The sequence below is a fragment of the Lacticaseibacillus rhamnosus genome (genome assembly GCF_900636965.1).
GTDB lineage: Bacteria > Bacillota > Bacilli > Lactobacillales > Lactobacillaceae > Lacticaseibacillus > Lacticaseibacillus rhamnosus.
In genome coordinates this window covers 1522329-1543436 of record NZ_LR134331.1, presented here as the reverse complement: position 1 = coordinate 1543436, position 21108 = coordinate 1522329, and the positions used below count along the sequence as shown (strand labels likewise).

Sequence of the window (21108 nt, the reverse complement as noted above, 5' to 3'; positions counted from 1 at the left end):
TTACGCCATGCATCGGTAGTAATCGCATGGGCGAAGATAGTTCAGAATACGTCTGGGACGATGGTTCAGTGCGGATTGGACTGCTTGAATTTCAACCAGGGTAACTGCTCTGAGAGACTTCCCTTTCGGGAAGAATTCCCTAAGCAGTCCATTGGCGTTCTCGTTTGTGCCACGCTCCCAAGGCGAGTACGGATGTGCGAAGTAAATCTGGGTTCCAACAATCTCTGATAACTTGGCAAACTCGGAACCATTGTCAAAAGTGATACTCTCAAATTCCTTGGCCCCGTAGTCGTCGATCGTGTCCTGCAAGGCTTTAAGGCAGGTGCCCGCATGATAGTCAGGAATCTTGACGATGATCTCAGTCCGGCTGTACCGTTCTGTGAGCGTCATTAATGCTGGCTCATCAGCTAAGCGAATACCTTTGACCAAGTCGCCTTCCCAATGTCCCACGCCTGTGCGGTCATTCACGGCCGCAGGACGCAACTCGATTGAGTCGCCGTATATCTTCTTATTCTTGCGCTTGTGGGCGTTCTTATAGCCTTTGATGCGGCGTCGGAGCTTCTTGGGAAGTGTCATGTTGTCTAGCTCAAGCAGCCCGGCGTCGATGTAGCGATACACAGTTGTCGTTGAAGGGCAAGCCTTGCCCTGGTCGCGATAGAAGTGTACGAAGCTATCAACGCTGTGTACGCGCGGCTTACGAGTAAGCTCCCTGGCGAGAGCCTTGAAGAACGCACGGCCGGTCTTAAGAAAGGCGTAGTGACCGGTTCTATCGCGTTTACGGTCGTGCATGGCTTGGGCAGTTTCCGCAAGATAGACTTGATGCGAGTGACGCTTCGAGTCGAGCTGAGTTACAGATCCACGCGTGATTTCTCGTGAGATTGTCGCTTTACTGCGATGAAGCTTCTGTGCAATCACGGTCGCGGTGTCACCAGCAGCCTGAAGGGCCTGAATTGTAGCACGGTCGCTAAAACTGAGTTGTTGGTAATGCTTGTGGGTGTTAGTCTGAGAGTGGGTCATGAAGATTCCTGCTTTCTTGTTTAGCTAGCACTAACAAGAATAGGTCTTCATGGCCTTTATGGTCTAGTCGTCAGGGTGTTGCACTTGAATTGTAAACTGGGGAATTTTATTGATCTCTCTAAAGGTACAAAAACCAAACTTGGCTTAGCAGTTTGTTTATCGATGAACGGCGATTTGGTGATTCTTGATGAAATTACCAGCGGGATCGATCCACTGACCCGGATTGAAATACTGAATGAAATAAAAGCTTATCAAAATCAAACCGGTGCCAGCATTATTCTCGTAACGCATATTTTAGATGATGTCATCCAGCTGTGTAATCGGTTTGTGGTTCTAACAAATGGCAGCATCACAACAGACTTCAGTTTAACCCCAGAAACAGACGAGGCTGTTCTTAAGTCACTTTTGGTTGCGAAGAAGTGGGGGATACTAAATGACAGGCTTTCTTATTAAAGACTTTATAATTGTCAAGAAACGAATCCTTAAACTCCCCGTCTTGATTTCTTTGTTTGGCGCTTTTCTGGTTGCAGTTTTCGTTAACAAAGACATTGCCGAGTTATTTGTGTTCAGTTCTTCTGCGCTTGCCATTGTTGCGCTTGAAACGCTTTTTCAGCTTGATAATCAAAGTCACTGGAAAGATTTTTTAGTGCCTTATCACCTGAATCCATTCAAGATTGTTGGTTCTAGGTACGTATTCTATGCAATCGCTTGTTTTGCAACATCATTTCTTGCCTTTGTGATGAGCCTTATCATTGAGATTATCGTACCGAAAACGTCACCGATGCAGTTATTTGGGATAACCGCGATCATTTTTGTTGTATGTTCTGTTTTTGGCATTATCTTACTTCCGGCTATGTACGCTTTTTCACAAAGCGGCCTGATGTTTATTTTCATCATTATCCTTCTTCTTATGGCAATCCTACCGCGGATCCGGTCCGCGAAACTACAGGCTTTCTTGATGAGCCAAAACAAAGCTTCATTGTTTCTTGTCGCCGTTGCTGCAGTTGCCTGTTTATATGTGATTTCATATTTCTTTTCAGTATTGCTTTATCGTTATCGCTAAACCAAACCGTCTTTTCAGAACGGTCTGATTTACATCGAGAGCGGGGTATATTTATGTCTTTTAATTTTTTATGTGGATAGGAAAGAGGTAAGCCAATGCGCGAAAAATTAAAACATGCTTATCAAACAGAAAGGCTTGTGTTGGCACCGGTTACGATTGACGATGCGCCTGACATGTTTGAGTATGCAAGTAATCCGGAGAATGCCTATTATGTGTTTGAAACCAATAAAACTTTGGGAGATACAAAAGACATCATTCAAAAAATATTTATAGAGAATGGGCTTGGCAAATATGGCATTTTTTTGAATGAAAAATTGATTGGTACAATCTATTTCTTAAACTTAGACGATCGTAACAAATCCGCAGAGTTAAGTTATGTACTCAACAAAAAATTCGAAGGGCATGGATATGCAACTGAAGCTGCAATCAAATTACGTGACATCTTCTTTAATGAACTTGAAGGTGAGCGCTTGTATGCGAGACATACATTTGACAATCTAAAATCGATGAATCTCATGGCAAGAATAGGTATGAAGATAGAAGGAACGCTTCGAAAGTCATATTGTTTTCATGGTCGGCAAGTTGATTTAGCAATCTGGTCAATGACACGAGATGACTTGTGATTAGCGAGAACGTGATTAGACGTTACTTCAGGGTATTTTATATCGTTTTGATGGAAAAGCCGTGGTCCTTTTCAGAAACCCCGCTTGACACCCCTAGCCGCGATGCTATACTAATAAGGAAATTGAATCGGTGATGAGAAAAAGGGTCGCATTTGTACCAAACCCAAGCGAGTCAGGGATAGTGTAAGCCTGATGGTGGTGAATGTGATTGGCGTTTTCGAACCAAATGACAAAGCTGCAGGTAGATTCGGTCTATCTGAAGTAGGGTGGAACCGCGCAGAAGCGTCCCTACGCCATATCTTGGCGTAGGGACGTTTTCATGTATATGGACATTTATGCTACCCACGCCAGACTTTGATTCACCGGGAAAGAGGTAATCATGACGACAAAAATGGACATCCAAACGATGATCCAGACGCTTCAAAAATTCTGGGGCGATAAGGGTTGTATGTTGATGCAAGCTTATGATGTTGAAAAAGGAGCCGGTACCATGAGTCCGTATACTTTTTTGCGGGCAATCGGACCGGAGCCTTGGAATGCTGCTTACGTTGAGCCGTCACGCCGCCCAGCTGACGGTCGTTATGGCGAGAACCCGAACCGACTTTTCCAGCACCATCAGTTCCAGGTTGTCATGAAGCCATCACCGGAAAACATCCAGGATTACTATTTGGATTCACTGGCGGCACTTGGCATTAACCCATTGGAACACGATATCCGCTTTGTTGAAGATAACTGGGAAAATCCGTCCATGGGCTGTGCCGGGGTTGGCTGGGAAGTTTGGCTCGATGGCATGGAAGTCAGTCAATTCACGTATTTTCAAGTTGTTGGCGGTCTTGAAGTTTCGCCGGTGACCAGCGAAATTACCTATGGCGTTGAACGGTTAGCTTCCTATATCCAAGACGTGAACAGTGTCTTTGATCTTGAATGGGGCGATGGCGTTTTATACGGCGATATTTTCAAAGAACCTGAATACGAACACAGTAAATACGCGTTTGAAGTCAGCGATCAAGCTATGCTGCTGAAGTTTTTTGACGCTTATGAAAAAGAAGCATGGCGCTTGATGGATCTAGGGTTGGTTCACCCGGCTTATGATTACATTCTTAAATGCAGCCATACGTTTAACCTGCTGGATGCGCGCGGTGCGGTTTCGGTGACTGAACGTGCCGGTTATATGAGTCGCATCCGCAAAATGGCGCATAAAGTTGCGCGCGCTTTCGTTGCGGAACGTAAGAAGCTTGGTTTCCCATTGCTGCAGCACAAAACGGAGGTGCAATAACATGACGCATGACTATCTGATTGAAATTGGCCTTGAAGACATGCCGGCCCATGTTGTCACGCCAAGTATTAACCAATTTCACGACAAAACCGTTGCCTTTTTGAAAGCCAATCACCTTGAGCATGGCCAAATTGACCGGTACGCGACCCCGCGTCGGCTTGCGCTGCTGGTTCACGATTTAGCCGCTAAACAGGCAGACGTTGAAACCGATGTTAAAGGTCCGGCCAAGAAAATCGCTCAAGATGCGGATGGTAATTGGACCAAAGCTGCCATCGGATTTTCCCGCAGTCAAGGGATGACGCCGGATGACATCGTGTTTAAGACGATTAAAGGCGTTGATTATGTTTATCTGCATAAGGCGATTAAAGGTAAGGAAGCTGCCGAGATTTTGCCTGGCATGCTTGATGTCATTAAAGGCCTGACGTTCCCGACGCGAATGAAATGGGGAGCATATGATTTTGAGTACATTCGTCCGATTCATTGGTTAGTGAGTCTGCTAGATGATACCGTTGTGCCGATGAAGTTATTGGATGTTGAAGCAGGGCGGGTCACCCAAGGGCACCGATTCCTCGGTAAGCCAGTGACGCTGCCTAATGCCGATGCTTATGTTGCGGCGTTGAAAGACCAGTTTGTGATTGTAGAACCGGCTGCACGCAAACAGTTGATTCGGGAACAAATCGAGCAAATTGCCACTGATCATCAATGGCAGATCGAACTCGATAGTGACTTATTGGAAGAAGTTAACAATTTAGTCGAATGGCCGACAGCTTTTGCCGGTACGTTTGATCCGAAATATCTGGCAATTCCGGAAGCAGTGCTGATTACTTCAATGAAAGATAACCAGCGTTACTTCTATGCTCGTGATCAGGCAGGCAAAATGGTCAATGCGTTTATTGGCGTGCGTAATGGCAACCACGATCATTTGAACAATGTGATTGCGGGCAACGAAAAAGTGCTAACGGCGCGCTTGGAAGATGCAGCGTTCTTCTATGCCGAAGACCAGAAACGCAGCATTGCTGAAGACGTTGAGCGCCTTAAAGCGGTTAGTTTCCATGACAAAATCAGCTCAATGTACGACAAAATGGCGCGCACCAAAGTCATTGCCGCGTTACTTGCTGATCAATTCGGCTTGACCGCGGACGAAAAAGCTGATCTAGATCGCGCCGCTTCGATCTACAAATTCGATCTTGTCACGTCAATGGTCGGCGAATTTCCTGAATTACAAGGGATTATGGGCGAACATTATGCCCAGCTTGCCGGCGAAAAACCTGCCGTCGCTCAGGCAATTGCGGAACACTACGAACCAATCGCGGCAGATGGCGCCTTACCGCAAAGTCTAGTCGGCACGGTGCTGGCAATTGCGGATAAGCTAGATTCGCTGATGAGCTTCTTTGCCGTTGACTTAATTCCAAGTGGTTCCAACGATCCTTATGCGTTGCGGCGTCAGGCATACGGTATTGTGCGCATGATTGCCGAACATGACTGGCCGTTTGCGCTGGCTAGCCTACAGCCGACCATTGCTAAAGCCTTGGCTGAAGCTGATCAAACGAACGGACTTGATTTTGCCGCGCACCAACAAGAACTTAACGATTTCATGATTGATCGGGCCAAGCAGTTGTTGCAAGGTCAAAAAATTCGGCACGATATCGTTGATGCCGTCACCGTTCGCAGCGATGCCGATATTGCCGGTATTTTGGATGCTGCTAAGCTACTGACCCAGCATGCTGCCGATTCTGATTTCAAGCCGGTGATGGGAGCCTTGGGGCGGGTCTTGCGGATTACCGGTAAGCAAACGGTAACCACAGCGGTTGATCCGACTAAGTTTGAAAATCCGACTGAAGGTCAACTACATGATGCAGTGACAACAACTGCCAAAACATTTGCTGCTGAACCGACTGAAGCGGATTATCAAGCATTAAAAGCCTTGGCTAAGCCGATTGATGCCTATTTTGATGCGACGATGGTGATGGCAGATGATAAGGCTGTTCGCGAAAATCGCCTTGCTACCTTGCAGCAGCTTGCCCAGTTAATCCGCCAATTTGGTGACGTTAGCCAAGTGATTGTCAAATAGACTTGCTTTTCTTGATTCATCAGGCTATACTATATCTTGTATTATTATGCCGATAGACTATATAAAAGTCGCATTTCACGTCAGAAGTGCGACTTTTTACCGCTATTTCAATCGGTTCAAGTCGTGGTGGCGCAATGCTTGCAATGCCATTCGCCATGGGAAGGGAGTGAGCTGATATCGCCGGAATGATTCCCGAGGCCACAGTCGATCAAGTCTTAAAAGCGGTCAATATTGCCGATTACATTGGGCAGTATGTGCAACTACGAAAGACCGGACAAAATCTTTTTGGCCTTTGTCCTTTTCACGAAGAGCACACACCGTCTTTTTCCGTTAATGAATCCAAACAGATTTTTCATTGTTTTTCATGCGGACGTGGCGGTAATGTTTTCAAGTTTGTCATGGATTATGACAACGCGACCTTTCCTGAGGCAGTTAAAAAGGTAGCCGATTTTGCTGGTATTCCGCTTGACGTCCAAGTGGGTCAGGCAGCGCCGGTTGATCCTGAAGTTGCCAAGCAGCAACACATTCTTCAGGATACTGCTGATCTTTATCACCATATTTTGGTAAACACGGAAAAAGGTGAAGCTGCACTGGCTTACCTGCATAAACGCGGGTTAACCGACGAAACGATTGAAGAATTCAAACTGGGTTATGCGCCTGAAGAACGTAATCTATTGGTAGCATTTCTTAATAATCGCCATGTTGAATATCAGGATCAGCGCGCCAGTGGCCTATTTGTTGAAGATCAGGCCGGTAAGTTGTTTGATCGTTTCAATGATCGGGTGATGTTTCCGTTAACGGATGCTAATGGCAAGGTGGTCGGCTTTTCCGGGCGGATTTTACAGTCAGATAAGTCCCAGGCTAAGTATTTAAACAGTCCGGAAACCAAGCTTTTCAACAAGCGGGATATTTTATTTAACCTTCATCGCGCCAAAGCCGAGTTTGGGCGTGATGGTGGCCCGATCCTTTTTGAAGGGTATATGGATGTGATTGCGGCGTATCAAGCTGGCGTTAAAACCGGGATCGCCTCAATGGGAACCAGTTTGACCACGGAACAAGTCGATATCATCAGTCATTTGAGCAAACGGTTAACCGTTTGCTACGATGGTGATGAACCGGGTCAAAAAGCGATTGAACGGGCTGTCACCATGCTGGCTGATCATCCTCGCCTGCAAACGGATGTGGTCGTTTTACCGGATGGCATGGATCCGGATGAGTACATTCGCGCACGGGGAGCAGAAGCCTTTCAAGCACAAGTCAAGTCGGTTTTGACACCAACTGCTTTTATGTTACAATTTCTGGCCCGTGGTGTGGACATGCACAACGATCAGGCCAAGTTGACTTATCTGAATGCGGCCTTACGCATCATTGGCAAAATCAGTGATCCGGTTGCTCGGGCGGTTTACGTCAAACAGCTGGCAGAGACGACCGAGGTGCCCATTGCCGCGCTCAATCAAAGCCTGCCGAGTCCGCAAACCAGGCGACCGGCCGCAGCTCAGCCACCGATTGCCGATCAACCCGTTCGCCCGCTGGATCGCTACACCGCGGCTCAGCGCCAGTTATTGTACTATGTCTGGCACGATGACCTTGTGATGCAACGCTTGAAAAATGCGACTTTTGTATTTCCAACGCCGTATTTTCAAACACTTTTCACTGGCTGGTTGCGCTTTTTGCATGAACAGCCGGATGGTGAGCTTGCAGGATTTTTAGATCGGGTTGATCCTGAACTCAGCGGGGTGGCGGCTGATGTCGCGATGCAGTCACTGCCGGAAGCAAGCGAGGCCACGATTGACGAGTTAATCCAGACGATCACGTCGGCGTCAACTGTTTCGCGGCTGCAGGCGATTAAACAAGCCATTACCGAGGCACAGCGATTGGGTGACAAACAGAAACAAGGCGAATTAACGGTGCAATATGTGAATCTCATGAAACTTTTGAAGCAACAACAAGGCTAGGGGAGGAACTTTAATGGCTGATAAAAAAACAGCAACTGAAGTAAGCAAGACCACAAAGAAGACAACGGCTGCAGCTTCAACCAAAGCAGCAACCGAATCAAAGGCTGCGACCAAGAAGACCGCAACCAAGAAAACAACGGCCAAGAAGACTACCGCTAGCAAGAGTCACACAACGACTAAGGCTTATGATGATGCCGTCAAAGCTGTCATCAAAGATTATAAGAAGAAAAAGCAGATCACCGAAGACGATTTAACCTCTAAACTGATCAAGCCATTTGAGCTAAAGAGTACCGCCATCGATGATTTAATGCAGAAAATCGAAGACAACGGGATCGCGATTGTTGACGAAAACGGCGAACCGGCCACGATCAGCCTCAAGAAGCAAAAAAAGGTTTCCAAGAAGGAAATGAGCGATATGTCCGCGCCATCCGGGGTTAAGATTAACGACCCAGTGCGGATGTATCTTAAGGAAATCGGCCGGGTTTCATTGCTGACCGCTGATGAAGAAGTTGCCCTTGCTTTGAAGATCGAACAAGGTGATCAAGAAGCCAAGCAACGACTGGCCGAAGCTAACTTACGACTGGTGGTTTCTATTGCTAAGCGCTACGTTGGTCGTGGCATGCAGTTTCTGGATTTGATTCAGGAAGGTAACATGGGCTTGATGAAGGCGGTCGAGAAGTTTGATTACCGCAAAGGCTTCAAGTTCTCCACCTACGCCACCTGGTGGATTCGGCAGGCGATCACCCGCGCGATTGCTGACCAAGCCCGGACGATTCGAATTCCTGTTCATATGGTTGAAACCATTAATAAACTGATTCGGATTCAGCGTCAACTGCTTCAGGATCTTGGCCGCGAACCAACTCCTGAAGAAATCGGTGCCGAGATGGATATGCCAACCGAAAAAGTCCGCGAAATTTTGAAGATCGCCCAAGAGCCAGTGTCCTTGGAAACGCCAATCGGTGAAGAGGACGATTCACACCTCGGCGACTTCATTGAAGACCAAGACGCTACCAGTCCAGAAGATCACGCTTCCTACGAATTGCTCAAGGAACAGTTGGAGAGCGTGCTTGACACTTTGACTGACCGCGAAGAAAATGTTTTGCGGCTGCGCTTTGGACTTGACGATGGCCGGACCCGCACGCTGGAAGAAGTCGGCAAAGTCTTTGGCGTGACCCGTGAACGCATTCGTCAGATTGAAGCCAAGGCATTGCGGAAACTCCGCCACCCGAGCCGTTCCAAGCAGCTTAAGGATTTTCTTGAATAAGCAACTGACAAAGCCGCTGTCTCATTTGAGATGGCGGCTTTTTGCGACTTGGCGCGGCCGGTCAGATGCTATTTTGAAACACAACCGCCACACAATAAGAATCTGAACCTTTTTAGCGACAATACCAGCACCGTGACATCAGTTTGTTATAATAAAAGCTGTTAATCAGATGAGGGGACAGTAAATTCATGGATCATATACATTTATCAAAACGGCTACAGGCGATTCGCGCGTTTATCGAACCAAACGAGCGCCTAGCCGACATTGGCACGGATCATGCTTTCTTGCCGATTGACCTCGTGCAACGCGGCATCATTAAATTCGCCGTTGCCAGTGACATTGGCGCCGGACCCGTTGCAATTGCCAAGCAAAATGTCGCGGACGCTGGTTTGACAGACCAAATCAGCGTCCGCCAAGCAGATGGGTTAGCCGGCATTCACCCTGCTGATGCCATTTCAACGATTGTGATTGCCGGAATGGGTGGCCAGCTCATTACGAACATCCTCGAGGCCGGTCAGCCGCAGTTGGATGGCACCGAGACGCTGGTACTGGCACCTAATCGTCACCAGTACGATGTTCGACTATGGCTAGATAAACACGGTTATGGCATTATCGGTGAACAAATTATAGAAGATGAAGGCCATATTTACGAAATGATGGCAGCAGGCAAAACCAGACCCGATGTACCCTACTCAGAAGCAGACCTGCGCTTTGGTCCGATTCTGCGCCGTCAAAAAAGCCCGACTTTCATGAAAAAGATGCACCGTGAAGCCGAAAAAACTGAAGCGGTACTTGAAGGATTAGCCGATGCAAAAATGGTACCATTGGCCAAAATTCGTGAACAGGAGCACCTGCTGGCATTAATTAAGGAGGAATTAAGTGCACATGACAACCGGTAAAGATATTATCAATCGTTTTGAAGACTATGCGCCTTTAAGCCTTGCTATGGAGCGCGATCCCAGTGGCTTACAATTAGGCAACCCTGATCGTCCCGTTAAAACCGTGTTGGTGACCTTAGACGTTCGTCCTGAGGTGGTGGCCGAAGCTGAAACGGTTCATGCTGACATGATCTTTTCCCATCACCCGGCAATGTTTCATTCGGTTCACAATCTGGACTTACGGGTTCCGCAAAATGCGATGTACGCGCAGATTTTAAAAGATGACCTGTTAGTTTATAGCGCCCATACCAATTTGGATCGGGTTCAGGAAGGCATGAATGATTGGCTGGCCGATGCGCTGGGTTTGACTCAAGTCGTGCCGTTTATTAACGAAGGTGAAGGTGCGAATATGGGCCGAATCGGTTTGTTGCCTGAATCGATCCGGCTTGAGGCCTTTATTGAACAAGTCAAAGCAGCGTATCACGTCAAAGGCTTACGCGTTGTTGCTCGTGACTTGGAGCGGCCGGTTCGAAAAGTTGCCATTCTTGGTGGCGATGGCGGCGATGCCTTCAACGATGCCAAAGCGGCTGGTGCCGATGTCTTCATTACCGGCGATGTTTACTATCATACGGCTCACGATATGCTGGCGGCGGATTTACCTGTGATTGATCCGGGCCATCACATCGAAGCGATCATGAAAGGAAAAGTTGCCGGGTTGATCAACGAATGGGCGGTTGCTGAAGGTTGGGACGTCAAGGCAATTCCATCGAAATTGTCGACCGATCCGTTTACGTTTATGTAACAGCTAACATTTTTATAGTTAAGAGAGTCGTCTAATTATCGACTGACCTATTAATTCCGCGTACCCTAAGCAGATGCGGTGTTGATAAGTTCAATTGGTTGGACGGCTCTATTTTGTTGTCGTGAAAATCAAACCTGTAAAGCCGTGATCCGGTGATGAAGTCAAAAAATAATTCACGACTTATTAGATCATTAGTTGACCGTTTCACAATATAATGATAGCCTGATGATAATAAAATGAGATTATCAGGCGACTGCTATCCTACATACGCAATGGATGGTTGTTAATATTAAAAGCCATTAAGAATGAAGGATACCATCCGGTTTAACGGCTCGCCGATAGTTAAGATTTCATACTAATAACAAGGAAGCGCTTATGCCTAAAATACTTAAATCCGAAATTGCTTCAAGCCGCGGTAAGCTGACATTAGGACTGGTCTTATTAATATCTTTGGCGTTGAGTGCCAGTGCAGTATACGCTGAAGTCTTTGTTCAGCGCATGATCAACGGCGTGACAGTTCCCGGCAGCGCAAACGTTCTTCACAATTTTTATATTTATCTAGCACTAGGGTTGATATTGTTAGCCGGTCGCACAGTCTTCAGCGCTTTTTCGTATGTGGTTTTTTTGAAAATGACGCACCGGGTACGAAAAGGATACCTCAACTTAATTTCCTTTGGTGATGAAATTCGCGATTCTGAATCCTTTCAAACCGGCGACTTAAATGACCGCCTGACTAAGGACATTGATCAGTGCCGACTTTTTTGCCAGCAAACCTTAATTCCAGTGTGGTCAGATGTGATTCAGGTGATCACGATTATTTGCGTCTTGTTTTTTCAGTCAGTTTTGATCGGGGCAGCTTTTACTGGTTATCTGCTTCTCTCGATTCTCGTTTTAAGGCACGTTAATACCAGTGGCAACGATGTGATCCCTAAGTTGCGAAAAAGGGAAGCAAAGACGGCTGATTTTCTGCAAGATGTTTTTGTTAATAACAATGACGTGGCCCCGATGCAGGCTTCGAGTCGCGTCATTGCTTGGTTTAATAAACAGTACGATAAGCTGCTGCCTTTGGAATTACATGCTCAGAGCTTTATTTATCGTTCGTGGATCGCCGCACTGGTGCTGATTGCCTTTTTGGAAGTTACCTCGTTAGCACTGGGCGGGTACAGTTTCCTACGCGGCGTGATCGGGTTGGGGACGGTGTATATGATGATCGATTACGCTACCAGAATTCAAGCACCCTTGGAAAGCATGCAGTTTCACGCGAATAATGTGCAATATCTCAAAGGTGCATTTGCCAACCTTGCTGAATTGGAGCGCAAATTTGTGATGCAATCAGGAAACAGTCCCTATCCTACTAAACCTACTATTCGGCTCCATATTTCAAACTTGAGAAATTTTGATCACCAGGTACTAAAGAAAGTCGATATGGCCATTGCACCGGGACAAATCATCGGGTTGTCCGGTGTGTCCGGTTCGGGGAAAAGCACCCTTGCAAAGGCGATCGTTGGCCTGCAGCACCAGTACGAGGGGCAAATTGACTATTCAAAGACGCCGATTTCAAAAATATCAGCTTCTGAAATGGGAGCAAACGTTGCTTACGTCTCTGTTGACCAATCGCTTTTCCACGTTTCAATTGAGAAGAGCTTACAAGGTTTTTCGGTAAATAATGCCACGCAAAATGTCTGGCAACGCCTCGAACAACTTGGTGTGTCGAAAGCTAGGTTAGATTATTTGCGCACAACCTTATCAGCTCAGGTGGGTGAAGACGGTGCGAACATTGACAAGCTGGCGGATGGTGATCGCCAACTGTTACTGATATTAAGAGCGCTTTTGCAAGAAAAGGACTTGATTATCCTTGATGAAACCCTGAGCTCACTTGATACCGCTCGATTTGCCGAGGTTTCCCGTTTGCTGCGGCATTACGTGGACACTTTCAAGATTAAAATGATCCTGATTTCGCATAAAACCAACCGGCTACATTTTGCCGATCATGTTTATGGCATCACAAAGGGTGAATGCGTCTACTTCTCGAAACTAGCAGATTGGGCATCAACCTACGAGGACGAACAAAATGTTAAAAATTCGTGATCTATTTTTCGACAATAAAAAGCTGATTGCCGCCTTGATCCTATTTTCGTTGATACAGGAATGTGCACCGTTAGTCATTGGCCTGATTCAAAAGCGGGCCTTTGATGCTTTGGCAAAACATCACGGGTCGCTATTCTGGCTGACGATTCTGGTGTTCATTGGGGTTGTCATCCTGATCAACCTGTCGCGCCAACGCTATGGCATGCTTGACGCACGAATCACGTTTAATACCGATAAAACCTTTATCAATAAATTATTTGCAAAACTGCCTGATTTTGGGTCGAAGCATGCCGCCGACCTTCTGAATGTCGTGAATGTTGATTTGCCGTCAATTGACTTTGTTGCCTTGACCATCACCGACTTGTGCGTGAAGTTTGTCTTCTTGGTGGGTTCTTTAGTCATTCTGTTTTCATACAGTCAAACGTTGACGGTTGCGGTCATCATCCCACTCATAGTTGTACAAACCGTTATTTTAGTTGCGCAAAAATACAATGGCGTCCTGTATGGGCGTGCTAGAAAGGCTTCACTTAACTATTTTAATTTCATGTTTGATCTTATTTCCAACAACCGGTATATGCGCTTCTTGGGGGTACTTCACCCTGAAGCCGAGCTGGATCGCAAGAATAAGCAACAACTCGTCAGTGGTCTGAAGCAGGCGACATATGCGGCATTTTTGACCAATATGATTGCTTTTATCAATATGCTGGCGATTGCATTCACGCTATTGATTGCGAATCAGACTAAGGAGATTTCTCCGGGAACCATTGCCTTATTCCTAACTTATATCGCGCCAGGATTTGACTTTGTGACGATCTCAAATCAAACCCTTGAGTTGCTTCAGCGCATCCGCTTTGTTGAAGCTAAAATCGCGCAATTTTTCCCGCGTAAAGGGCGGGATGATGCTGGGTATAACCAGACTCGTGACCGGCTCAAAAAGCAATTTAAGAATAGCTCGGTCGTTTTACGTGGTGGGGATATTCTCTGTATAGAAGGACAAAATGGCAGTGGCAAAAGCCGATTACTTCGCGAACTGGCAAATGAACCTGCCAAATATCTGAATTTGTCGGCTGCCAATTTTAAATTGCCCGACTTTGCGGTAGGTTATCTTCCTGAAAATCCAGCTGTCTTCCATGAGTCTTTGGCGAATAACATCCATCTATTCCCCGGGTTTGCAGTCGGGACAACACCAGCTGCCAAATCGCGTTCAGTAGAAAAAGACTTACTGGACATCCTTGGCATTTCCGCGCGCTTCCACACTGACACCCAAATCAATGCTTCAACAATTTCGACTGGCGAAAAGCAACGAATTGCGTTGGCACGGGCCGCACTTAGCAGCCAGCTGCTGATTCTTGACCGCCCATTCGATGTGGTTGACATGGCGCGCGGACAGGCTATCCTAGCATGGTTAAAGGCACATGGATACACCATCGTTCTCACTGCTGATCAACAGTGGGTGAAGCAGCAGGCGACTAATTTGTTTACTGTGTGAGACTTTAAAGAAAGGGAAGAATCTTGAGTTTAGAGAAGGGGATTGATTGTGCGATCTTATTTGCAGTGGCTAAATACGGACTATCACGCTTGAAATTATGCACCTTGACTGTTAATTGATTTTGTTTTCGCTCGCCTTTACGCCCATAACGCGCTCCCCGGCGCAGAAGTCTGCGTGTAAGGACCTAAGACACAATGGCCAGAACCGGGCCATCACGTCTGAGGCCACTATTTCTCCTTTACGCCCATAACGCGCTCCCCGGCGCAGAGATCTACGTATAAGGACCTTGGGCGCAATGGCCAAAGCCCGGCCATCACGTCCAAGGCCACTAGTTTGACTTTACGCCCATAACGCGCTCCCCGGCGCAGAAGTCTACGTGTAAGGACCTCAGGCGCAATGGCCAGAACCGGGCCATCACACCTGAGGCCACTTACACTCCGACTTCTAACCGCGCCGGCTCGCGCTTACTTTTTGATCATACGTGCGTAAACGTGTTTCACATGCTAAAATAAAGCAGATTAACACGCACCTTATTCTCAGTTGAAGGAGTGGAGCATGATGCCACTAGTCCATATTGATTTGATTGAAGGCCGGTCGCCGGAGCAGCTTAAAGCACTGGTCAAAGATGTTACCGCCGCCATTGTTAAGGACACCGGAGCGCCGGCTGAGCATGTCCATATTGTCCTGAATGAAATGGCCAAGAACCATTATTCAGTTGCCGGTGTGCTTGAAGAAGACAAGAAATAATCCTGAAGATGTTCAGAAAGGAAGGGACTGCTGATGGCAAATACGCATGATCAAGCCGCCACCCAAGACCAGGCCTATTTTGATAAAATGAAACAGCAGATCCTGGATGCATTGGAAACCGTGATTGATCCGGAGTTGGGGATCGATCTGATTAACCTTGGCCTCATCTATGGGGTGGACTTGGATGAAAATGGTAAATGTACGGTTGAAATGACCCTTACCACCATGGGTTGCCCGTTGACCGATATGCTTGATGCCGATATCAAGCAGGCGTTAACGGCGATTGACGGGATCCAAAGCGTTGAGATTCACCTTGTCTGGTACCCAGCGTGGGGCCCGGAACGTCTTAGTCGGTATGCTAAGATGGCACTGGGCATTCATTAGTACGAGGTTGTTGCCCCTGTTGCAAAAGCCGCCGTTCATGGCGGCTTTTGCCTGTTCTTTTGCGCGAAAAAAGGGTTAGCTAAGTAGCTGCCAGTATTTAGAATATGAGGTTAGGATGGCTTACTGGACACGACTCTTACAACTGGCTGAAAAATATCAGGCAATTTCACCGTTAAAAAAACAAATCGCAGCCATGACAGCGTGGCGGCTTGCGCTTGCCAACCAGCAATTACCGCAACATGCCTTGCCGTGGCTGGGGTTAACCACCCCTCAAATTGAACAGGCATTGTTACTGCCGGGAGCCAAATTGGCCGATTTGATGGCGTTGGATCATCTGCTTCACAATTTTAGGCGGTACATTGCGTTTCATGATGGTATGTGGTCGTTTGTGCATAAAGATTTTTTCGCGACGTGGCAACAGTTGTATGGCCGTCAACGTTATCTGGAAGTCGCAGCGGGCAATGGCTATGTCAGTGCAGGATTACGTGATCAAGGAAATCCGACTATTACCACCGATGCTCATACATGGGTTGCGGAAAATGTCACCGGCCGCCAACCATTAGTGCCAGTGAAAACCGCTACCGCCAATGCAGCTTTATTTTTATATGCGGCACAAGTTGATGCGGTGGTCATGGCATGGAGCCCAGATAAAGACCCCAATGATGTGCGGTTTTTACATATCATGCAACGATACTTTCCTGATAAGCAATTGTTTGTGATTGGCGAGCGCTATGGTGCGACCAATAGCCGGTTATTTTGGCAGGAGGCGATGATGGTACCTGATCGCCGAATCTTTGCATTGAATCGCGCATTGGGTCATTTTGATGCAATTCATGAACGGGTGTATCGGTTGCAGTGATGGGCGGAGTTGGCTTTAGTGTGTGGGCTCACTTTTCTATAACGCGCCGGCTCGCGCTCACCATAACGCGCTCCCCGGCGCAGAAGTCTGCGTGTAAGGACCACAGCCGCAATGGCCAAAGACCAGCCATCACGTCTGTGGCCACTTACACTCCGACTTCTAACCGCGCCGGCTCGCGCTCACTTTTCCTAAGGAGGCCACTGTGAAGAAACTATTCTTAATCGACTTACTATGGATCGGCTTGGCAATTTTGGCTGGTTTGGTGTGGTCGCAGCATGATCAAAATGAATATGCCAGTCAGCTGGATCATCTTGGTATGTCTGAGACTGCCCAGGAATATGTGACGAAGAGTCAGCGGCGGGTGACGACTGCGGTTGCGGAGCTGGCAAAGACTGACTTTTCGGGGTATCAGGTGCAGTTTGTGAGTAAGCAAGTGGTCTACGTGTATCAGCGTGGAACGGTTGCGAGCTTGCCGGTTGAAACTGGTCAATGGTTTTCGAATGGCGATTTTGAATCAAGTTTACCGGTTACGGTTGTCGGTCACGACTTAGCGGATAAACTCTACACTGGCAGCAATAATCAGCGTTATTTGAGCGTGAATGATCAATATGTTCCAGTGTTGGGAACTGTGGGCACGCGTAAGGGTAGTCCGCTGAACAAGGCGGTATTTCTTAATGCGTCACCCAATACCGCAAACGGTGGATTACGCCTCAAGCAGGTAAAAGTCTATGTAGACGGTGCAAATCAGCATGGAAAAGCGCTTAAAAGCATTCTGCGCGCCAATAAAGTTCATCGGGTTCATTTCAGTGATAGCAATGCCGCAACCTGGTGGCGCGCATACGGCCAGACAGCTTTATTCTGTGTGCTTTTATTGTTAGGGGCAGGTTTGCTGAGCGTCCTAATGGTGGTGCTCATCGGACCCTTGCAGACATCGGGACTAGAAATCAACATGCGTGCGCGGTATTTGCGCGGCGTCTTGTCGAGCTGTGCCAGCCACGTCGGCATCAGTTTGCTGCTTGGCGGTTTGTTTGCCAATTGGTGGTTTTACTATACGACCCGCGCCAGCATCTGGGGTTTCTTAATTATTTTAACGATTGCGACCGTTGTTTTCCTGCGATATTTGATTCGGAGAAAGGATCGAACAAGTGCAACTTCCTGAAGCGTTTAAAGAAAAATATACCCAGTTATTAGGAGCGGACGCCTCGGCTTTTTTGGCTAGTTTTGATGACGAACCAATGGCGGGATTCCGGCGCGATCCGGCTAAACCTTGGCCATTAGACGAAAAGACCACGGATCCCATTCCTTGGAGTCCTTGGGGGTATTATGGCAAAGTTGCCGGAAACGGAATTGATCACGTTTCCGGGCTGGTTTATAGCCAAGAACCCAGTGCGCAATTTGTCGGGACAGTCGCGGCACCGCAAAAAGGGGAGCGCGTGTTGGATTTATGTGCCGCTCCTGGTGGTAAATCCACGCAATTGGCTAGTTATCTTGGTGAAACCGGGTTACTGGTCAGCAATGAAATAAACGGGCCGCGGTCGAAGGTCCTTTCCGGTAATCTCGAACGTTGGGGGAGTCGGAATATTTTAGTGACCAATAATGATCCGGATACGTTAGCCGCAGCCTGGCCGCAGACATTCGATCGGATTTTGGTCGATGCGCCTTGCTCCGGTGAGGGGATGTTTCGCAAAGATCCAGATGCAATTCAGTATTGGCACCGCGACTACCCAGCAGAATGTGCGGCAAGACAAAAAGTCATTCTGCAAGCGGCGATTAAAATGCTGCGGCCAGGCGGAAGTTTGATTTATTCAACCTGCACGTTCAGTCCGGAAGAAGACGAACAAATCATTGCTTGGCTGCTTGCTCACTACGATTTGACGCTCGAACCCATTAAAAAGTCTCCAGGAATGGTTGCTGGTCGACCGGAATGGGCAGATGGCAATCCTGAATTGGCAAAAACAGTGCGGCTGTTTCCACATCTCGTACGCGGTGAAGGCCATTTCGTTGCCAAACTGCGACTTGCGGGTGAATTGCCGAACGAACCAGTAAAACCGCTAAAGATAAAACCTTTAGTGAAAGCCGCGCGGGATGAAGTGACCACTTTTTTCTCGACCAGCTTGCATAAGCCGTTGACCGGACAATTTTACCGCCACGGGGACTTCCTGTCGTTACTCCCGAAAACCATGATTCCGTTTGACCGAGTGAAGGTGGTTCGCGCGGGGCTTGAACTTGGGAGTTTCCGTAAAAACAGGTTTGAACCCAGCCACAGTATCGCAACTGCGCTGGATCCGGCTGATTTTCAAACCGTGATTGAGGTGGATGCCGATGGTTATGCGCGCTACCGTCATGGCGAAACGCTCACGACCTCGCTGTCAGGGAAACGATTCGTCTTACTCACGTTTGAACATAAGCCGTTTGCAATCGGCAAGTTAGTCAATGGAACGGTTAAGAATTTCTATCCAAAAGGGCTGCGAGTTTAGTTGGCTTGCAATTTAGTATCAGCATCTTAAAAAGTAATCAAAAAGGATGTTAGTGACAGGCTAGGTATTGTCTGTTTACTAGCATCCTTTTGTTATTGACCTAAAATCAAATTGCTGGCAAGTGACGGACATGGCGATAATGTTCTAATTCAGGACTGAGCACAGCCGGTGCCGTTTGCAGTGCTTGCCAGTTGGTCACGCCTAGCAATGCATACAGTTGCCGTAATTGTTGCAGGAATTCCTGAAAGTAGGCTAATGTAGCCGCATAGTCAGTTTGAATCAAGTGGTGCAGCACCAGTCCACTGATGCCCACCGCATGCGCCCCCAAGCGTTGTGCCTTAATGACATCCAGCGGCGATCGAATGCCACCGGTTGCCAGGATTGTTAACGGTAGTCCGCGGGCTTCAAGCAGTGACTCAACGGTTGTTTGTCCCCAATCCTGCAGGTAGGAAAAGTCGTGGTGGGGGCGGCGAGCATTTTCGATGACCGCAAAGTTCGTGCCGCCGCGCCCGCCGATATCGACATAATGAATGCCTAGTTGCTGCAAGGTTTGCAGATCTTCGCGGATGAAGCCGTTACCTACTTCCTTAACCACAACCGGAACCGAAGCAGTTGCTGCAATGGTACGGATATTTTCCTGCCACAAAAAGTCGCGATCACCTTCTGGCATGATCACTTCTTGTGCCGCATTGACGTGAATTTCAAGTGCATCCGCGTCTAACATACTAATTGCCTTTTCAGCTGCGTGCTGATCGTGTCCGGCACCGATATTGGCAAGAATAAAACCATCCGGATTATGATCACGCAGCGTTTTAAAAGTAGGGGCCAATTGGGGATCATGTAAGGCCACGGATTGAGAGCCGCTAGCAATTGCCAGATCAAGCGCCTGAGCTAATTGCCCTAGCTGAGCATTGAGCTTGCCGGTTTGCGGGGAACCTCCTGTCATCGCATTAATGTAAATCGGCCAACGCCAGCCAAAAGGAATGGGAGGCGTCAAGTCAACATCTGCTAATGAGGATTCCGGAAGTGCCCGGTGTAGTAGCCGAACTTGATCGAAGCCGGCATGCGCAGTCGCCTGAAAATATTTTTCCGCTAAAAAGACGTGCTCATCCTTGCGATGTGATTGCTGACTCTGTGTCATTAAATTGCTCCTTTGTAATCACTTGCGCGTCCGGGCCGAGGCGGGTGCTCAAAATCCGGTCGCCAAAAACAGGCTGCAAGGCGGTCATGAGAACATCCACGTACGGTGCGGTTGTGAGGATCTTGACGTTGGGTCCGGCATCCATCGTGGCAAACGCCGGAATGCCGAGTGCCCGTTGTTCTTGCACCAATTGCCAGGCGCGTAAAGTTTCCGGCAAAAAGTAGGTGAACGGCGGCTCCTCAGCCATAATGGCAGCGTGCATGCGCATACTCGATAATTCGGTGAGTGCACCAATCGTCGTCAGATCATTTTCGGCCAATGCCGTGATCATAGGTGAAATTAACGCTTCATTCGATTGTACCCATGCCTGGTAATAAGGGCTGGTCGCAACCGTGTTGGCCATGCCGGTGCGGGAGCTGACTGCCTTTTTCTGATCGGAAACCGTGACGACCAACATCCGCAGCGGCAGAGTTGGCTGAATGGTTAAGGGTTCGGCAAACGAGGATTGATCATCGCTGCCACGGTGCCAAATTACCGCTCCGCCAAAGATTGAACGGGTGGCCGACCCTGAGCCGCGACGTGCCAACCGTGACAAAGCGGTAGGGGTTAAATTTAGGCCAGCCGCGCGACTTGTAGCCAGTGCCAGTGCCGCAAACGCAGAAGCCGAACTGGCCAAACCGGCAGCAGTCGGTACATGATTCAACGAGTTGACCCGAGCGCGTGTATCAATTTGGGCCAGGTGCCGAACATGATCCAAAAAGCGGCTGACAGCAGTAGGCGACTGCATTTGGTGATTTAACGTGAATTGATCCTGATCGAGTGCAGGGTCAAAAGTTACCGCCGTGTCCGTGTAAAAGTCATTCAAGGTAAGCGAAATACTGCTGGTTGCCGGCAGCATCAGTTGCTTATTTGCTTTGCCCCAATATTTGATCAATGCAATGTTAGTGTGCGCACGTGCATAAGTTGTCATAGCA

The 21108-nt window shown here is 47.9% G+C and carries 19 protein-coding genes; 16 read left to right on the top strand and 3 right to left on the bottom strand.

Going from position 1 to position 21108, the window contains the following annotated elements; all coding sequences use genetic code 11:
• Positions 1-1017, bottom strand: coding sequence for an IS30 family transposase (locus tag EL173_RS07910; protein WP_019728331.1), 1017 nt, complete (start codon positions 1015-1017; stop codon positions 1-3).
• Positions 1018-1101: 84 nt separating this feature from the next.
• On the opposite strand from EL173_RS07910, the gene EL173_RS07905 reads away from it, so the two are divergent.
• The 16 genes from EL173_RS07905 (at position 1102) to EL173_RS07815 (ending at position 18993) form a co-directional block, all read left to right on the top strand.
• Complete coding sequence (locus EL173_RS07905) at positions 1102-1470, top strand: AAA family ATPase (RefSeq protein WP_223390958.1); 369 nt, start codon at positions 1102-1104, stop codon at positions 1468-1470.
• Positions 1451-2080 (top strand): ABC-2 transporter permease, encoded by a 630-nt coding sequence (locus EL173_RS07900; protein ID WP_005689520.1) that lies wholly within the window; start codon positions 1451-1453, stop codon positions 2078-2080. Before EL173_RS07905 ends, EL173_RS07900 begins: the two co-directional genes overlap by 20 nt.
• A 95-nt stretch (positions 2081-2175) precedes the next feature.
• On the top strand, positions 2176-2703 hold the full coding sequence (locus EL173_RS07895) for a GNAT family N-acetyltransferase (RefSeq protein ID WP_005689519.1): 528 nt from the start codon (positions 2176-2178) through the stop codon (positions 2701-2703).
• Between the two features lie 379 nt (positions 2704-3082).
• Entirely contained in the window at positions 3083-3979 is an 897-nt protein-coding gene (glyQ, locus tag EL173_RS07890; protein WP_005685932.1) for a glycine--tRNA ligase subunit alpha, read from the top strand.
• A 1-nt stretch (position 3980) separates the two neighbouring features.
• Positions 3981-6050 (top strand): glycine--tRNA ligase subunit beta, encoded by a 2070-nt coding sequence (glyS, locus tag EL173_RS07885; RefSeq protein ID WP_005689466.1) that lies wholly within the window; start codon positions 3981-3983, stop codon positions 6048-6050.
• Between the two features lie 185 nt (positions 6051-6235).
• The gene (dnaG, locus tag EL173_RS07880; protein WP_005689464.1) at positions 6236-8005 is read left to right on the top strand and encodes a DNA primase; all 1770 of its coding nucleotides are present in this window, start codon (positions 6236-6238) and stop codon (positions 8003-8005) included.
• A 13-nt stretch (positions 8006-8018) separates the two neighbouring features.
• Positions 8019-9269, top strand: coding sequence for an RNA polymerase sigma factor RpoD (gene rpoD / locus EL173_RS07875; protein WP_005689462.1), 1251 nt, complete (start codon positions 8019-8021; stop codon positions 9267-9269).
• 188 nt (positions 9270-9457) lie between these two features.
• Positions 9458-10168: a tRNA (adenine(22)-N(1))-methyltransferase gene (locus EL173_RS07870; protein ID WP_005689461.1), complete on the top strand. Its 711-nt coding sequence runs from the start codon at positions 9458-9460 to the stop codon at positions 10166-10168.
• Positions 10155-10949 (top strand): Nif3-like dinuclear metal center hexameric protein, encoded by a 795-nt coding sequence (locus tag EL173_RS07865; RefSeq protein WP_005689459.1) that lies wholly within the window; start codon positions 10155-10157, stop codon positions 10947-10949. The genes EL173_RS07870 and EL173_RS07865 overlap by 14 nt, the downstream gene beginning before the upstream one ends.
• A 375-nt stretch (positions 10950-11324) precedes the next feature.
• A complete protein-coding gene (locus EL173_RS07860) occupies positions 11325-13037 on the top strand; it encodes an ATP-binding cassette domain-containing protein (RefSeq protein WP_005689457.1) in 1713 nt (570 codons plus the stop codon).
• Entirely contained in the window at positions 13021-14526 is a 1506-nt protein-coding gene (locus EL173_RS07855; RefSeq protein ID WP_019728473.1) for an ATP-binding cassette domain-containing protein, read from the top strand. Before EL173_RS07860 ends, EL173_RS07855 begins: the two co-directional genes overlap by 17 nt.
• A 558-nt stretch (positions 14527-15084) precedes the next feature.
• Positions 15085-15273: a 2-hydroxymuconate tautomerase gene (locus EL173_RS07840; RefSeq protein WP_005713920.1), complete on the top strand. Its 189-nt coding sequence runs from the start codon at positions 15085-15087 to the stop codon at positions 15271-15273.
• A 33-nt stretch (positions 15274-15306) separates the two neighbouring features.
• Positions 15307-15657, top strand: coding sequence for a metal-sulfur cluster assembly factor (locus EL173_RS07835; RefSeq protein ID WP_005689449.1), 351 nt, complete (start codon positions 15307-15309; stop codon positions 15655-15657).
• 115 nt (positions 15658-15772) lie between these two features.
• Positions 15773-16516, top strand: coding sequence for a hypothetical protein (locus EL173_RS07830; protein WP_005689447.1), 744 nt, complete (start codon positions 15773-15775; stop codon positions 16514-16516).
• 202 nt (positions 16517-16718) lie between these two features.
• Positions 16719-17675 (top strand): ABC transporter permease, encoded by a 957-nt coding sequence (locus EL173_RS07820; RefSeq protein ID WP_005689445.1) that lies wholly within the window; start codon positions 16719-16721, stop codon positions 17673-17675.
• Positions 17662-18993 (top strand): RsmF rRNA methyltransferase first C-terminal domain-containing protein, encoded by a 1332-nt coding sequence (locus tag EL173_RS07815; RefSeq protein ID WP_005689444.1) that lies wholly within the window; start codon positions 17662-17664, stop codon positions 18991-18993. The genes EL173_RS07820 and EL173_RS07815 overlap by 14 nt, the downstream gene beginning before the upstream one ends.
• Positions 18994-19099: 106 nt before the next feature.
• Here the strand turns inward: EL173_RS07815 and fni are convergent, their stop codons facing one another.
• Complete coding sequence (gene fni, locus EL173_RS07810) at positions 19100-20134, bottom strand: type 2 isopentenyl-diphosphate Delta-isomerase (protein ID WP_005689442.1); 1035 nt, start codon at positions 20132-20134, stop codon at positions 19100-19102.
• Positions 20100-21104 (bottom strand): diphosphomevalonate decarboxylase, encoded by a 1005-nt coding sequence (gene mvaD, locus EL173_RS07805; RefSeq protein WP_014571349.1) that lies wholly within the window; start codon positions 21102-21104, stop codon positions 20100-20102. Before mvaD ends, fni begins: the two co-directional genes overlap by 35 nt.
• Between the last annotated feature and the right edge of the window lie 4 nt (positions 21105-21108).